This is a genomic window from Nostoc sp. LEGE 06077 (assembly GCF_015207705.1).
Classification (GTDB): domain Bacteria; phylum Cyanobacteriota; class Cyanobacteriia; order Cyanobacteriales; family Nostocaceae; genus Nostoc_B.
On record NZ_JADEWI010000003.1, the window covers coordinates 254,857 to 270,188 of the forward strand.

General features: G+C 41.9%; 14 protein-coding genes and 1 pseudogene. 4 read left to right on the forward strand and 11 right to left on the reverse strand.

Annotated elements, in window-relative coordinates:
- Nucleotides 1–14 precede the first annotated feature (14 nt).
- Nucleotides 15–1,544, reverse strand: a complete 1,530-nt coding sequence (psbB, locus tag IQ244_RS03895) for a photosystem II chlorophyll-binding protein CP47 (protein ID WP_193889969.1) — start codon at nt 1,542–1,544, stop codon at nt 15–17.
- A gap of 608 nt (nt 1,545–2,152) precedes the next feature.
- A complete protein-coding gene (locus tag IQ244_RS03900; protein ID WP_193889970.1) occupies nt 2,153–2,479 on the reverse strand; it encodes a hypothetical protein in 327 nt (108 codons plus the stop codon).
- 566 nt (nt 2,480–3,045) lie between these two features.
- Between IQ244_RS03900 and IQ244_RS03905 the strand changes: the two genes are divergently transcribed.
- The 3 genes from IQ244_RS03905 to IQ244_RS03915 all read left to right on the forward strand — a co-directional run bounded on the left by IQ244_RS03905 (nt 3,046) and on the right by IQ244_RS03915 (nt 6,459).
- Nucleotides 3,046–4,698 carry an ABC transporter substrate-binding protein gene (locus tag IQ244_RS03905; RefSeq protein ID WP_193889971.1) on the forward strand — a complete coding sequence of 551 codons (1,653 nt, stop codon included), beginning with the start codon at nt 3,046–3,048 and terminating at the stop codon, nt 4,696–4,698.
- 108 nt (nt 4,699–4,806) lie between these two features.
- Nucleotides 4,807–5,832 carry an ABC transporter permease gene (locus IQ244_RS03910; RefSeq protein WP_193889972.1) on the forward strand — a complete coding sequence of 342 codons (1,026 nt, stop codon included), beginning with the start codon at nt 4,807–4,809 and terminating at the stop codon, nt 5,830–5,832.
- Between the two features lie 42 nt (nt 5,833–5,874).
- The gene (locus IQ244_RS03915) at nt 5,875–6,459 is read left to right on the forward strand and encodes a YdeI/OmpD-associated family protein (RefSeq protein ID WP_193889973.1); all 585 of its coding nucleotides are present in this window, start codon (nt 5,875–5,877) and stop codon (nt 6,457–6,459) included.
- A 154-nt stretch (nt 6,460–6,613) separates the two neighbouring features.
- Here IQ244_RS03915 and IQ244_RS03920 read toward each other — a convergent pair whose 3' ends face one another.
- The 7 genes from IQ244_RS03920 to IQ244_RS03950 all read right to left on the reverse strand — a co-directional run bounded on the left by IQ244_RS03920 (nt 6,614) and on the right by IQ244_RS03950 (nt 11,633).
- Complete coding sequence (locus tag IQ244_RS03920; protein WP_193889974.1) at nt 6,614–7,381, reverse strand: MBL fold metallo-hydrolase; 768 nt, start codon at nt 7,379–7,381, stop codon at nt 6,614–6,616.
- 3 nt (nt 7,382–7,384) lie between these two features.
- Entirely contained in the window at nt 7,385–7,984 is a 600-nt protein-coding gene (locus IQ244_RS03925; RefSeq protein WP_193889975.1) for an anthranilate synthase component II, read from the reverse strand.
- Nucleotides 7,985–8,090: 106 nt separating this feature from the next.
- Nucleotides 8,091–8,543, reverse strand: a complete 453-nt coding sequence (locus IQ244_RS03930) for a diacylglycerol kinase family protein (protein ID WP_193889976.1) — start codon at nt 8,541–8,543, stop codon at nt 8,091–8,093.
- A 140-nt stretch (nt 8,544–8,683) separates the two neighbouring features.
- On the reverse strand, nt 8,684–9,190 hold the full coding sequence (gene ybeY, locus IQ244_RS03935; RefSeq protein ID WP_193889978.1) for an rRNA maturation RNase YbeY: 507 nt from the start codon (nt 9,188–9,190) through the stop codon (nt 8,684–8,686).
- Between the two features lie 42 nt (nt 9,191–9,232).
- The gene (locus IQ244_RS03940) at nt 9,233–9,388 is read right to left on the reverse strand and encodes a DUF3285 domain-containing protein (protein WP_193889980.1); all 156 of its coding nucleotides are present in this window, start codon (nt 9,386–9,388) and stop codon (nt 9,233–9,235) included.
- A gap of 172 nt (nt 9,389–9,560) precedes the next feature.
- A protein-coding gene (prfB, locus tag IQ244_RS03945; protein WP_193889982.1) for a peptide chain release factor 2 occupies nt 9,561–10,683 on the reverse strand; the annotation gives its coding sequence in 2 pieces (ribosomal slippage) (nt 9,561–10,610 and nt 10,612–10,683; 1,122 coding nt in all).
- Nucleotides 10,684–10,904: 221 nt separating this feature from the next.
- Entirely contained in the window at nt 10,905–11,633 is a 729-nt protein-coding gene (locus tag IQ244_RS03950; protein WP_193889984.1) for a Bax inhibitor-1 family protein, read from the reverse strand.
- Nucleotides 11,634–12,408: 775 nt separating this feature from the next.
- Between IQ244_RS03950 and IQ244_RS03955 the strand changes: the two genes are divergently transcribed.
- A complete protein-coding gene (locus IQ244_RS03955) occupies nt 12,409–13,194 on the forward strand; it encodes an RNA polymerase sigma factor SigF (RefSeq protein ID WP_193889986.1) in 786 nt (261 codons plus the stop codon).
- Nucleotides 13,195–13,446: 252 nt separating this feature from the next.
- On the opposite strand, the pseudogene IQ244_RS03960 reads toward IQ244_RS03955, so the two are convergent.
- Nucleotides 13,447–14,026: pseudogene (locus IQ244_RS03960) on the reverse strand (Uma2 family endonuclease).
- A 282-nt stretch (nt 14,027–14,308) separates the two neighbouring features.
- Nucleotides 14,309–15,332 (reverse strand): VWA domain-containing protein (locus IQ244_RS03965; RefSeq protein ID WP_193889988.1); only part of this gene is annotated, 1,024 nt, incomplete at its 5' end.

A 15,332-nucleotide genomic window follows, 5' to 3' on the forward strand; every position in this document is an offset into this window, starting at 1 on the left:
TCAGCACTAAATATTTAGAGGGCTTCCTTCCGGCGGGTTGATTTATCACCCACTTTCTGGAAAAGACCCCATTCGACTTGCTCTTCTAGATCTGCTTCAACACCAGCAAATACGTCTCGGTAGATTGTCCGAGCGCCATGCCATAAGTGACCGAAGAAGAATAACAAAGCAAATACCGCGTGTCCAAAGGTAAACCAACCTCTAGGACTTGTACGGAATACACCGTCAGAGTTCAAGGTTTCCCGGTCAAATTCAAAGATTTCACCGCCTTGAGCTTTACGGGCATACTTCTTGACATCAGCAGGATCGGTGAATGTCTTACCATTCAGGTCGCCACCGTAGAAGCTAACAGTGACACCAGTTTGTTCAAAGCTATACTTGGATTCTGCCCGACGGAAAGGAATGTCAGCGCGGACAACACCATCGCTGTCGGTCAAAATTACGGGGAAGGTTTCAAAGAAATTAGGTAGACGACGTACCGTCAATTCTCTACCTTCTGCATCTGTGAATACGGCGTGACCTTGCCAAGACTGAGCAATACCATCACCCTTAACCATCGGCCCTGTACGGAACAGACCACCTTTGGCGGGGCTATTACCAACGTAATCGTAGAATGCCAGCTTTTCAGGAATTTGTGACCAAGCTTCAGTCAAGCTTGCACCGTTAGCAACACTAGATTGAACGCGACGGTCAATTTCTTGACGGAAATAGCCTTGATCCCATTGGTAACGGGTAGGGCCAAATAGTTCAATTGGAGTAGCGGCACTACCGTACCACATCGTACCAGCTACGACGAAAGCAGCAAAGAACACCGCAGCAATACTGCTGGAAAGTACGGTTTCAATGTTACCCATCCGCAGAGCTTTGTATAGCCTTTCGGGAGGTCTGACTGTGAGGTGGAATAAACCAGCAATAATGCCAACAACACCAGCAGCAATGTGGTGAGCCACAATACCGCCAGGGTTATAGGGGTTAAAGCCATTTGGCCCCCATTCTGGTGCTACCGCTTGCACGCTCCCGGTAACTCCGTAGGCATCGGAAATCCACAGTCCTGGGCCGTAAAGTCCGGTGAGGTGGAATGCGCCAAAACCAAAGCAGAGTAAACCAGATAAGAACAGGTGAATCCCAAACATTTTGGGCAAGTCTAGTGCTGGTTCGCCAGTACGAGGATCTCTAAAGAGTTCCAAATCCCAGTAAACCCAGTGCCAAACTGCGGCTAGGAATAATAAACCTGAAAGGACGATGTGAGCAGCTGCAACACCTTCAAACGACCAGAAACCAGGGTCACTCGCAGGGCCACCTGTGACGCTCCAGCCACCCCAAGATTGGGTAACACCCAGACGTGCCATGAAGGGCAGCACGAACATCCCTTGTCGCCACATGGGGTTAAGAACTGGATCACTGGGGTCGTAAACAGCTAGTTCATACAACGCCATTGAACCAGCCCAGCCTGCCACCAGGGCTGTGTGCATCAAGTGTACAGAAATCAGCCGCCCTGGATCGTTCAGAACAACTGTATGTACTCGGTACCAAGGTAGTCCCATCGACTACGCTCCTCCTCGAAGAGTTATGTTTACAAAGCAATTTTTTTACTGAATTTCTTTGATAAGCGGAGACCGCTGCTCAAAGAAATCTCTGAGTTTTTTTTATTGCCAGGGTTCTGAGTTTAACCACGGCTCAGTCTGGATAATTTCCGACTGTGTGGCTTATTTGGCAACACTTAGACGCTAGGGTAGCTGTACCTTTTGGGGTAGCAATCGCTTATCTTCGCCAAGCCTGATTCTGTTTAAGAACTGGGCAAATACCTTGCGAGTATTTGGCTACTAGAGCGAGCCACCTTTATGGCAGCTGCCTTTTGATCGTCTACGCAATCGCCATACAAAAATGAGAATGTTTTAAAAAGTGTAACTATTGATGGAACTGTTTGCAAGCGTGTAAATAGATGCGATCGGTATCCCATCTGTGTTATTTTCTCACAAATCTCCGTCACAATTTCATTTACGTATCTTCAGGGAGTGGGAAGAGGAAAGGGTGCAGGGAGATGAGGGTATGAGGAGGGAGGAGTGCTACATCGCGCTACTTATCAATCAAAAACCTCACCTACACCCAGGTTTTAAAACAATTTTTGTACGTAATTCCTGACTCAGCTAAATTACTGTGTCACCAAGTGGATATTTTGTAGCTGACACTTAGCCTGCGCTGTATTCAGACGTTCAATTACCTGTTCTGCACTCATTAAACGCTTCAGCACTACTTGACCAATTGTTTGGCTGGCAATTTCTAATGTTGCGGGTTTAACTTCGATTGTTAAAACAGCTTCTTCAGTGCGATAAAGCCAGAGCAATTCATTGTTTTCTACTATACAAATATTCATTTGCTGGATGTCTGGTTGTCGTCGCCAGGCGGTGATTTGCCATAATCCATCAGATGACCATACTCTACCTATATTCCATCCCTCAGAAAGAAAAAAATATTTCACGGTTTTGTCTCGCTGTTTTGACTATAAATTTTGATATCTACACCCTCTAAACTTTCTCGGTAGATGTTGTAAATAAAGCTGCCTTGCCACTGAAGCTATGATGGCAATGTTCCTGATAATTCTGTTTAAACTCTACTCTTGTTAGTTAAGAGGCTAACTTTAAATGTTAACAACTAGAGCTAATTGAGCAGCTTAACAAATTTTCTTTCACAAAATATTATTAATTTAAGACAATTTCATTTGGTTGGGGAAATTCACATTAAATAATCCAGTTCTGCGGATTTTTAACCGCAGAGATTCTCTGATAAAGTCGCCAGAATTTTTAAATCAATTAGTTTAAAACATTACATTAAAATACTTAGTTAATAAAATGAGTTTTTGTAACATTTTTTGATATATCGCAATAATTGTGATTTTATCGTCTGTAATATCAAATTACATCAATGGTTTGAAACACAAATAAATAGCGATCGCCGATTTTAAACCTGCATCAATGGGAAAAATTGGGTATTATTGCCAGACATATAGTATGATTACTCACCGCTGATTGGAAAAATTTTCAAGGTATGACGTTATTTCCCTTGTCCCTGCGAAGGTGGGGGCGGCTGACACAATTCCTATCTCTGTTTTGTCTGTGTTTATTTTTAGTCATCAGTTGTGGTATGAGACAACAAGCAAATACCACGCCGTCGGGTTCTGTAAATACACCTGGAGGGGATGGACGCATTACTATCGGGACAACAGCCAAGCCGAGAACTTTAGATCCAGCGGATGCTTATGAACTGGCATCTTTGGGTTTAGTGTTTAATATGAGCGATCGCCTGTACACTTACGAACCAGGTAGTACAGAAATTAAGCCCCAACTGGCGACAAGTTTACCCAAAGTCAGCCCAGATGGTTTAACTTACACCATACCCCTACGCCAAGGAGTAGTGTTCCACGATGGTACACCCTTCAATGGCAAAGCAATGGAGTTTAGTATTAAGCGCTTTATTGAAAATAAAGGTAAACCTTCTTTTTTATTAGCTGATACAGTAGCTTCAGTAACCGCTACAGGCGAAAATGAGTTAACAATCAAGCTCAAAAAACCCTTTGCTGCATTTCCCTCTTTACTCGCGTTTTCTGGAGTATGTGCAGTTTCCCCCCAAGCTTATGAACTTGGTGCTGGTAAATTTAAACCCAATACATTTGTGGGTACTGGCCCTTACAAATTAGCGCAGTATGGTACAGATTCCCTGCGGATGGATGTATTTGATAAATATTGGGGAGACAAACCAGCCAATAAAGGCGTTAACGTGCAGATTCAAACAAGTCCAGTTAACTTGTTTAACGCCTTTCGCACAGGTGCAGTAGATGTAGCTTATTTATCATTACAACCTGATCAAATTCGCAGCTTAGAAGAAGGTGGTAAAAAAGGAGATTGGCAAGCGATTACGGCTCAAGGTAGTGTGGTAAGTTATCTGGTATTGAATCGCAATCAAAAACCTTTAGATAAACCAGATGTTAGACAAGCGATCGCCGCAATTATCGACCGTCCATTATTAAATGAGCGAGTGTTATACGGTCAAGCTGATCCGCTTTACAGTATGATTCCCACCACATTCAACGTTTCCCAACCATTATTTAAAGATAAATATGGCGATGGTAAATTTGATCAAGCTAAAGAAGTACTAACTAAAGCTGGTTTTTCTAAAGAAAATCCCGTCAAAATTCCAGTTTGGTATCCTTCAAGTTCACCGACTCGGAGTTTAGCCGCACAAACGCTCAAATCCCTTGTCGATACTAAAATGGATGGCATCGTACAATTAGAAGTCAACACAGTAGAAGGGCCGACTTTCTTTAAAGACATTTCTAAAGGTTTATATCCCGCAGCTTTGCTTGATTGGTATCCAGACTTTTTAGATCCTGATAATTATGTCCAACCTTTCTTAGCTTGTCAAAAAGGTTCTGATGCGAAAGGCTGTGAAGATGGCGGTAGTCAAACTCAGGGTGCGTTTTACTATAGCGAAACCATGAATAAACTCATCGACCAACAACGCAAAGAACAAAACCCCGCAGCGCGAGAGAAAATTTTTGCTCAAATTCAAACCCAAGTAGCTAATGATGTACCTTATGTTCCTCTTTGGCAAAGCAAAGACTATGTATTTGCCCAAAAAGGTGTAAGTAATGTGCAACTTGACCCTACCCAGAATTTGATTTATAAAACCATCAAAAAATAGGAGTGAAGAATGAAGTATGAAGTATGAAATTTAGATTTCATTTTTAACTCTTCAAACTTCATCCTTCAGCTTTTACCTTTCAGACTTCATAATTCAGACTTTATAAAAATGTCTCGTTCAAAAGCATTACAATATTACATTGTTTCGCGGTTGCTCCTAGCGCCGCTGCAACTATTAACTATTATCACAATCGTATTTTTATTATTACGAGCCACACCAGGAGATCCCGCCGATGCGATTTTGGGTGGACGTGCGCCAGAAGCAGCCAAAGAAGAATTACGCAAACAATTAGGATTAGACTTACCTATTTGGCTACAGTATTTAAATTATTTGGGAAACATACTGCGCTTTAACTTAGGAACTTCTTTAACAAGTCGAGGACAAGAAGTTTGGGATATCATCGGACAATATTTCCCAGCGACAGTGGAATTAGCTGTATTTAGTATGGCGGTGGCGCTGATTGTTGGTATTTTGGTAGGTACACTTTCCGCTTCTCGTCCAGGAACATATTTTGATGTAGGCGGACGGTTATTCGGGATTATTACCTACGCACTACCAATGTTTTGGGCGGGAATGTTGTTACAGTTAGTTTTCTCAGTGCAACTCGGTTGGTTTCCCAACTCTAACCGTTTTCCGCCAACGCTACCACCGCCATCGCCAATTACCGGGCTATATACTTTTGATAGCTTATTGAGTGGGAATTTGACTCAGTTTTTTGCTTCCTTGCACCATCTTGCCCTACCAAGTCTGACCTTGGGAATTTTACTCAGTGGAATTTTTGAGCGCATTGTCCGCGTGAATTTAAAACAAACTCTGCGTGCTGACTATGTAGAAGCAGCTAGAGCTAGAGGTATTTCAGAAAATAAAATTTTAGTCTCTCATGCCTTAAAGAATGCCTTAATTCCCGTAATTACGGTGTTGGGATTAACTTTTGCTTCTTTGTTGGGTGGCGCAATTTTAACTGAAGTGACATTTTCTTGGCCTGGGTTAGCCAATCGCTTGTATCAAGCAATCAGCGATCGCGATTATCCCACAGTCCAAGGTGTATTGGTATTCTTTGGGGCGATCGTTGTTGGGGCAAGCATTTTAATTGATATTATCAATGCGTATGTTGACCCACGCATTCGTTATTAATGTTAGGAAAATATTAATTCAGCTAATCATCTATTTTTGGTTATGCCAAAATTTGAGGAACAATTAGAATTTATTTATGCCAGCGATCGCAACCAATGGCGGGAGTGGTTAACCAAAAATCATCGCACTTCCCTGGGTGTCTGGTTAATTTACTACAAGGTTAAAAGCGCTCAACCAAGCGTCAGATATAGCGAAGCAGTCAAAGAAGCTTTATGTTTTGGTTGGATTGACAGTAAAGTTAAATCTCTGGATGAAAACCGTTATCAACAGATTTTCACACCGCGAAAACCGAAAAGTGTTTGGTCAAAATTAAATAAGCAATATATTGAGGAGTTAATTGCAGTAGGTTTAATGACGGAAGTTGGCCTAGCTAAAATTGCCAATGCCAAAAAAGATGGCTCATGGAATTCTTTAGATGCGATCGAAGCATTAACTATTCCCATCGATTTGCAACAAGCTTTAGAAACTAACTCTTCCGCTAACCTGAATTTTGCAGCGTTTAGTAATTCCGCAAAGAAAAACATTCTTTTTTGGATTGAAAGTGCAAAACGTCCAGAAACGCGGTTAAAAAGAATTGAGAAAACCGTAACTTCAGCAGCGGACAACAGAAATCCATTGAGCCGATAAAAAATTCACTCATACCAGTTTCATGTGAAATTGCAGATAGTTCGATCCCCCTAAATCCCCCTTCAAAAGGGGGACTTGAAGAAAATTTCCCCCTTTTTAAGGGGGGCTAGGGGGGATCGAACTTTATTTAGCTTCACTTTAAATTGGTATTAGTTTAAAATTTGTAGCTTAAAACTTGAATCACTTTATCTTCTGGTAACTTACTAGGGGTAATGCTGATAGTGTCACTATTACTACGACGTACAGTGATGCCTTGCACCAAGTTGAGAAATTCATCCAAAGGTGAAATATCACAAGCATTCGCGTCAGCAGCCTGGGTACGGTAGTGAGTCGGAATCACTATTTTAGGATTTAACACCTCAATTGCCTGTTTCGCTTCTTCCGCATTGTAGGCTTTAGCACTACCGCCTACGGGGATGAAAAGAACATCAGGACGACCCATCAAGATTTTTTGTTCAAGAGAAATAGGTGCCGCAATACCGCCTAAGTGTAGGATGTTAATTCCGCCTTGTTGCCAACTCCAGGCGGTATTTTTGCCGAATTGTCTTCCACCTTTGCGATCGTGATCTGTGGAAATACCTTGGAATTTAATCCCTTGGAACTCATAAACTCCAGCTTCATAGACTAACTTGGGATTTCCTGGCAAATCTTCTACTGCACCTTCGTCTAGTAATTGACTGCTAATCAAGACCAAGTTTGCACTAACTTTTGGCGCACGATAACGAGCAGTACAGCCAACTGTGCGGAAGGGATTGGCAAGAATTTTTACTCCGCCACCAGTAATTAGAAAACAAGTATGACCCAACCACTGAACTGATAAACCGCCAGATTGTGCGTTAGCTTCAGTGTGAGAACCTAATGTAGTAACTAAAGCTGTGACTAACCCCGCCCCAGCATAGCCCATCAACTGTCGTCGTTTCATTAATTACTCTCTCGTCTGTAATTGTTCCAGAAAGTTTCGCAATAACTGTTTTCCTGAAGAAGTTAGCACACTTTCTGGGTGAAACTGGACTCCTTGGATATGAGGATAGTTCCGATGTCGTACTCCCATAATTGTGCCATCTTCAACCCAAGCGGTGATTTCTAACACTTCTGGGCAAGTTTCGCGGTCAATCACCAAACTATGATATCTGGTGGCGGTCATCGGATTTTCTAATCCTTGAAAAACACCCACGTTAGTGTGAGTCACTTGGGAAGTTTTGCCGTGCATTAACTCTGGAGCAGAGACGATTTTACCACCAAATACTTGACCAATGCTTTGATGCCCTAAGCATACGCCGAGAATTGGCAAGCTAGGGCCGAGTTGTTGAATCAAATCCAGAGATATACCAGCATCTTCTGGACGACCAGGCCCAGGAGAAATCACTACAAGGTCGGGATGCAAGTCCCGAATTTCTTCGGTGGTAATTTTATCGTTGCGAAAAACTTGAATATCTGATGCGATAGGGAACTCTGCTGCTAGTTCTCCGAGGTATTGCACCAAATTGTATGTAAAGCTGTCGTAGTTATCGATGACTACAATCACGGTCTAGACTCCTGGTGATCATTACCAGATTCTAGCCGTCAGCGTCAGTAATTATTTAATTTGTAGTTGAGAAATTTTTATGGATGAGTGTAATTAATGTCTCAACTTAGAAGTTTGACATAATTAATACTATTAATCGCGGCAGTATCAGGGTACAAGCAACTAAGATTGCCACTAACGCTGAAACTAGTACAGCACCCGCAGCGCAGTCTTTGGCGACTTTGGCCAATTCGTGGTAAGTCTGCTTGACTGTCAAGTCTACCAACGATTCGATCGCTGTGTTGAGTAGTTCGAGTGCGAGAACTAAGCCGCTAGTGATACCAATGACGGCGATTTCTACAGGTGACAAATGTAAGAATATGCTTAAAGCGATCGCCAACGCACAAAAACTCACATGAATCCGAAAATTACGTTGAGTTTGAAAACTGTAGGTGATGCCAGCCCAAGCATACTTAAAGCTAACAACTAAATTGGCGGCCACTTGCCACGAGAATTCCCTTTCCTTTTTTATCAGTGATGGTAACTGGTTTGGTGGTGGAGGAGAAACTTGTTGGGACATAAGCTAAAAAACAGAACAATAAAGTTAGGTAAACTGGGGATTTTCGCTGTTTGAAGTCATCCAGTCAACTTCCAGGCAATTTTCTACAGGAGTATTATAAGAGGATGCTTAAAAATTAACACTGATAGGCATAAAAATCTTTAATATTCTATGTCAATATCAATACCAACTGTCTCCAGTATTATTACCTGCTGCTTGAGCATTTGTATTAAACTCTCATCATCAGGATGATCCCAGCCCAAAAGGTGTAAAAGCCCATGAGATGCTAACCAAGCTAACTCAGTTATTAAACTATGTCCTTGTTGTTGGGCTTGACGTTGGGCTGTATTTACCGAAATCACGATATCACCTAAATACACAGGTTCATTTTGCATTTCCGCATCGTAAGGAAAATCCGTTTCTAAAGCGGCAAAGGCTAGAACATCTGTGGGCTTATCTTGCTGTCGATATTGGGCATTGAATGATTGAATTTCTGCATCGTCTGTCAAACGCAGCCCTATTTCATAGCTTGGCGCTGGTGGTAGATGAGGTTGAAGATTTTCTAACCAGCGATGAAACCAGTTCTCCCAGGTTTGAACCCCAACATTTACGGCTAATTGTGGGGAAGACTCGGAAAAAATATCCTGCAAATTTAGTTCAACTTGCACCAAGTACAAACACTCCTCAACACTATGGATTTTGGTAGGTCTTTAACGGGTTAGGTAGGCAAGACCAATTAGGACAGCTAATAGTCCTACAGCAGATAACAAAAAATGTTTGATGGAAGTGCCACCTTTACGTACCATATTCCGCATGGCAAGTTTGACGTAGCTTGGTTGAGGTTCCGTTGAAGGATATTCGCTCATAATGATTGCGTAATAAACTCTTTTATATATAAATGTAACAGTTTCCGTTGAGTTCTCTTGCCATTTTGTCTATTTTTCAAGAAAAACAGGGGTGAAAGGGTGTAAGGGTTTTGGATACATACACCCCTATACCCCTACACCCTTTCACCCTTACCCCTAGCAGTTGTGGACATTAAGCAGAATTACTGTCTACTAGCTGATTTTCTTGGCGGAGGTAGGCTTGAATGAACATATCAAGGTCGCCGTTCATCACATCAGCGATCGCCGTTGTTTCGGAATTGGTACGCAAATCTTTTACCATCTGGTAAGGATGGAATACGTAGTTCCGAATTTGATTACCCCAGGAAGCTTCCACCATATCACCGCGAATTTGGGCAATTTCTTGCGCCTTCTGTTCACGGGCGATAACTAACAGCTTGGCTTTGAGGCGGGCGAGGGCTTTTTCTTTATTTTGCAGCTGCGATCGCTCTTCTGTACAGCGCACAGCCAGACCAGTGGGTAAATGCACAATTCGCACGGCTGTTTCTACTTTGTTAACGTTCTGTCCACCTTTACCACCAGCCCTGGATGTCGTAACTTCCAAATCCTTTTCTGGAATGTCCAACTGCACAGAATTATCTATTTGTGGCATAACTTCCACCCCAGCAAAACTAGTTTGCCGTTTGCCATTGGCATTAAAAGGTGAAATTCGCACTAAGCGATGTGTACCTGTCTCTGACCGCAGATAGCCATAGGCGTAGCGCCCAGTAATTTCTAGAGTTGCTGATTTAATACCCGCTTCATCACCCTCAGATTCTTCACTGAGTGCTACTTTATATCCATGCGCCTCTGCCCAACGGGTATACATCCGCAGCAGCATAAATGCCCAGTCTTGAGCATCTGTACCACCTGCACCAGCGTTAATTGTCAACACCGCACCTTCCGCATCGTAGGGGCCAGAGAGTAGCTGTTGTAACTCCCACTGGTCAAGATCACGGTTGAGTTTAGTGATAGTAGATTCTGCTTCTTGCAGTAGAGACACGTCGGTTTCTAACTCCAACAGTTCCACCACTGCTTTAGTATCTTCTAAACTGGCTCGCCACTGGTGATAAGTTTCCAGGTGGGATTTGAGGTCGTTAAGTTCTTGCAGCGTTTTTTGAGCTTCGGGCTGATTTTCCCAAAACTCTGGCTGCGCGGATATTTGTTCTAGGTCGTGAATTTTCGCTGTCAGTGCAGGTACGTCAAAGATAGTCCTGGGTTTTACCCAGGCGGCTAGACAACGTTTCGATTTCGCGTTTGAGTTCTAAGACTTCCATAGTGCTTGCTAATTTAGAGCTACTTGGATGGATTTTCTAAGTTTGCTCTTGATGATTTTATTTGTTTTTTTGATTTTAGCGGCTGTTGAGTCAGTTCTTGTGCTTTGACTACATAATTGTATTGGAGAAATAACTTACCACATCTCATAGCCACAAAAAACCGTGGTTACTGAGTTGGCACCACGGTTAAAAATTTATTAAATTTTGCTATTTATCGTTACTTAATCGCGGCCATTGATGGCAATCAGCAACCGTAAGATAAAGACAAACAGGTTGATGTATGTCAGATACATCGACAAAGCCGCAGGTAGATATTGGTCGTTGCGGTAAGTACGGGGCAGGATGTAGAAATCTACAACCGATACACCCACAAACAAAAACACGCCTAAACCAGAAATGCCGATTTCTAGCCAAGTTGGGGTATAAACACCAAACAAAGCAAAGATAAATTGTGTTGCACAGACAACCAGCAAGGCAATAACACCGAGACTGATGGTTTTGTTCAAAGCCATTCCGTCTTGTTCAGACAGATTTGAACCAATTTGACGGGCAACAATAAAGGTGACACCGCAACCGAGGGCGGCTATACCAATGCCTTGAATACCTACACCTTGGGTTCTTAAGGCGACAAATACTAAACCACTGAGAGTATAGCCAGATAATAGGCTGTAAGTTGCCAATAAAGGTAGGGCAATACCCTTGTTGCCTTTTTCAGCAACATTTTGGGCAACAAAGAAGAGAATTAACTCTAAAATTACCGCCCCAATAAAGGTAGGGAAGAAAATTCCAGGGTTTGTACGGATAACGCCTAAACCACCATAGGTACCTAATGCTGTGAGGACAAGACCACCACCGACGTAAGGTAGGGCATTAGCAATGACATTAGGGCCGATGAGGGCTTGAGTTTTAGCGTCTCGGATAGCTTCACGAAAGTTACTTGTATTGCTCATACTGGAGTTTTTCGCTGGAAAAAGTGCTGTATATTCCTATTCTTACCAAGATTTTCATTGACCAGCTAGGGTATTTTTTTGAAAAAATTGGCGTTAATCATTGATAAATACATTTTGTCTGAGATATTTGCCACTATAGTTCTGGCACGGTAAGGGTAAAATACTCAAATTCAGCAATTCTAAAAAATATTTCGATAAATACACTTTCACCATAAGATACACCCTTTTATTAAGAGAATATTAGGTTCAGTTTTGCTGTTGCTCAAGCCAAGAAAGTCTTGAGGATGTTGGTTTTAGTTTTTATTATTCACTTTTGGCAATTTATATATGGTTGGGGTTTAGGTATTCTATTAATTTTTATAATCAACTATTTATTAAGCAAATATTAAAATTAACGTTCTGCCGAGATTTTTATTTCTGGAGAGATATATAAGTTAAATCCAAAATCCAGGTTGTGGAGTTTTTCTCTATGGCTGAACTAGGGCTAAATATCGGGAGATAAACCAAGCATTTAACCCCAAAAATAGCTAGGGTTATTCACAAAAAATAAACATTAATTAACTAAGCAAGTTTATAGATAAAACAAAAATCAGCGGCAACAACAGAGAAAGTAAAATCGTGCGTAAAAACACTGAATGCCTGATATAGAGACGAATTAAGTTCAGTGGAACGACGATGGTTTAATCAGCGTGGTCTAAGGAAAATAATTACAGCTTTGAAGAACTATACGCAACTCCGTTTTTTCAGGAAAAGGAGTTAATACAAAGGATTTGATATGGCAGCAATTGAGTCTTCTATGCGAATTGATGGGATAGAGTTATTACACTTATACCACCAGAATCCCTCAATTAAACTTCGTAATCAACTTGTACAGTTACATACTGGCTTAGTGCGGAAGATGGCTCATAAATTTAGCCATCAATGTAATGAACCTTATGAAGATTTAGAACAAATCGGTTATTTTGGTTTAATTAGGGCCATTGAGCGTTTTGATCCCAGTCAAGGATATGCGTTTAGTTCCTTTGCTGTGCCATATATTCGTGGTGAGATGCTGCATTTCTTGCGCGATCGCAGTACGCTATTAAAAATTCCTCGTCGTTGGCAAGAACTCTACAATGAAGGGCAAAAAATTCGCAAAGAATTAGCTTTAGTTTTAGGTCGCCCTCCCAAGGATTCAGAAATTGCTAAGGTACTGAAGGTATCTGTGCAAGAATGGCAAGAAACTAAGTTAGCTGCACAAAATCGGATGCCTTTAAGTTTGGATGCTACAGCAGTTCACTATGTTGATTGCCAAATAACTTTAGGTGAAGCACTACCTTGTCCTCGTTCTGCTGTGATGCAGCAACAAGAAGAAGAACGCCAACAACTCCAAGGGGCAATCAATATGCTAGAAGACAAACCCCGGATGGCAGTAGAAATGGTATTCTTAAAAGAACTTTCACGCAAAGATGCAGCGAAAAACATTGGTACTAGTCCAATGACCGTAACACGGTATCTGCAAAAGGGCATTAATGATTTGATCAATTATTTGCAACCACAAGTAGTGGCATCAGGATCTTGATGTTCTATACTACAAAATTTTGACAGGAAAACTCCATAACTCCAATCGCTTCTAATAAATAAACCAAGTTCTGGATTTAAGTACTTAGACAAGATTAATTAAAGACATTGTTTTCCTGTTGATAGTTCTCTTTCTCGATTAATGAATTTAATCTTGCCCAACCACTTATTACATAGAATGCTGAATATTGGTAATAGTGGGCTTGATACTCAGGGTGCCATCTCCAAAAAAACTTCACTATTCAAATAAATTTTAGGAATTTAAGCCTGCACGTTGAAAGATAGCGTTAGGGGTAATTTCTAATTCTGATAACAAATCATCATTAATTACTTGATGATGGCGATACGTTATAGGTAAGGAAGCTGGGGCAAATACAGTAATAGTTCTAGCTTTTGTATCGACTACCCAAACACGCAAAACACCTGATTTGAGATAATCTGTGGCTTTTTCGGCCATATCTCCAAAAGTTTGTCCGGGTGAGATAATTTCAATCACTAATTCGGGTGCAACCGGACAAGCTTCATCTTGCAACCAATCAGCCGCAAGGCGGTTGTAAGAAATATATGTCAAATCAGGGTACAGGTACCCAATCTTGTTGATTTCGGGTTAATTTGATTGCCCACTCTACTACTACGCGCCCTTCTTTTTCTGCCCATGCAGATAATATGAGCAATAAAGCTCCGGTAGTAGAACTATGAAAAAATTTAGGTGAAATTTTATCATCTTTATATTTAGGAACAGCTTGACCATCAATAAGTTCGTATGTAACATCACCTTCAGGAAGTGCAAGAAACTCTTCAACAGTTAAACGTTGATTAGAAGACTGAACCATAGATTTAAAAAGTGTTGATTTAAATGGCTGCGGTGTACACACAAATCTGGGTTGAGTACATCTATCCCGCCTCGGAATTAATTCTGAGTCTCATAGCACAAGTCCTCTGAAGAGGACTCAACTATAAATTTATTCCAGTCCACTTGAGTGGACTTTGGCTATGAGCCTGGAACTTTAGTTCAAGGCGGGATAGGGTTTCACACTACAAATTTTTGACTTGTGTGTACACAGTAGGTTAGATGAGGAGTTATCAATGATTATTGACCATTGATCATTGAGTAACTACCGTGATTTTAGATCAGCGATCGCACCTCTGGTCATAGCAGCAATGGCTTTATCTGTGGCTTTCGGCAAATGATAATATTTACCGCCGGCTGTTTGGGCTAATTCTTTGGCGAATCCTGTAGAAACAAACTTACTTTCCGTATCAATTACTAATAGTTGCATTCCCAAAGCCCGAAATCTGCCAGCAATTTCTAATAATTCGCCTTTGATATCTGGCTTTTCTCCTGGTTCTTGGGGTTCACCTAAAGAACGCGCTAAGGGAATATTCCCCCGACCATCAGTTATCGCTACCACTACAACTTGCCCAATATCGCCACTCATCTGGGCATTTATTCCGACGCGTACAGCTTGAGTTAAACCATGTGCTAAGGGTGAACCGCCGCCACAGGGTAATCTTTCTAGACGGTTTTTGGCTAAAGCAATGGAACGGGTTGGGGGTAATAACACTTCCGCCTGTTCTCCCCGGAAAGGAATCAAGGCTACTTGGTCGCGGTTTTGATAAGCTTCTGTCAACAGTTGCATCACTGCACCCTTAGCAGACTGCATTCGGTTCAAAGCCATTGAGCCAGAAGCATCCACGACAAATACTACCAAAGCCCCGGCTTTCCGAACCAAGCGTTTGGAGCGAATATCGCCCTGTTCAACAATCACCTTTTTGTTTGGCTGTCTTTCACGCCGAGCTTTTTGGTAGGGTGCGGCGGCGCGGAGGGTGGCATCTACGGCAATGCGCCGGACTTTACCCTTGGGTAACATTGGCTTGACGTAACGTCCCCGGTCTTCGGAGAAAATGATACTGCGACTACCCGATTTACCTTGACGCTGGGACATTTGGGCAAAATACAGCACACTTTCATCTAGAATTACACCTTCTGGGTCGAAGATAAATTCTTCGGGGATACTGGGTGGTTCTTGCTCTTCTGGTTCTTCTGGTTGGTCTTCTTCTTTGTCGTTTTCCTCTTCTTCTTGTTCTTGTTCAGACTCGTCTTGACTTTGGGGTGGTGGGGGAGGAGGAGGTGGTGGT

Excerpts from the sequence above, each read along its gene's own strand:
- psbB (WP_193889969.1), bottom strand. The coding sequence starts at position 1,544 with ATGGGACTACCTTGGTACCGAGTACATACAGTTGTTCTGAACGATCCA.
- IQ244_RS03905 (WP_193889971.1), top strand. The coding sequence starts at position 3,046 with ATGACGTTATTTCCCTTGTCCCTGCGAAGGTGGGGGCGGCTGACACAA.
- IQ244_RS03910 (WP_193889972.1), top strand. The coding sequence starts at position 4,807 with ATGTCTCGTTCAAAAGCATTACAATATTACATTGTTTCGCGGTTGCTC.
- IQ244_RS03915 (WP_193889973.1), top strand. The coding sequence starts at position 5,875 with ATGCCAAAATTTGAGGAACAATTAGAATTTATTTATGCCAGCGATCGC.
- IQ244_RS03920 (WP_193889974.1), bottom strand. The coding sequence starts at position 7,381 with ATGAAACGACGACAGTTGATGGGCTATGCTGGGGCGGGGTTAGTCACA.
- IQ244_RS03930 (WP_193889976.1), bottom strand. The coding sequence starts at position 8,543 with ATGTCCCAACAAGTTTCTCCTCCACCACCAAACCAGTTACCATCACTG.
- IQ244_RS03940 (WP_193889980.1), bottom strand. The coding sequence starts at position 9,388 with ATGAGCGAATATCCTTCAACGGAACCTCAACCAAGCTACGTCAAACTT.
- IQ244_RS03950 (WP_193889984.1), bottom strand. The coding sequence starts at position 11,633 with ATGAGCAATACAAGTAACTTTCGTGAAGCTATCCGAGACGCTAAAACT.
- IQ244_RS03955 (WP_193889986.1), top strand. The coding sequence starts at position 12,409 with ATGGCAGCAATTGAGTCTTCTATGCGAATTGATGGGATAGAGTTATTA.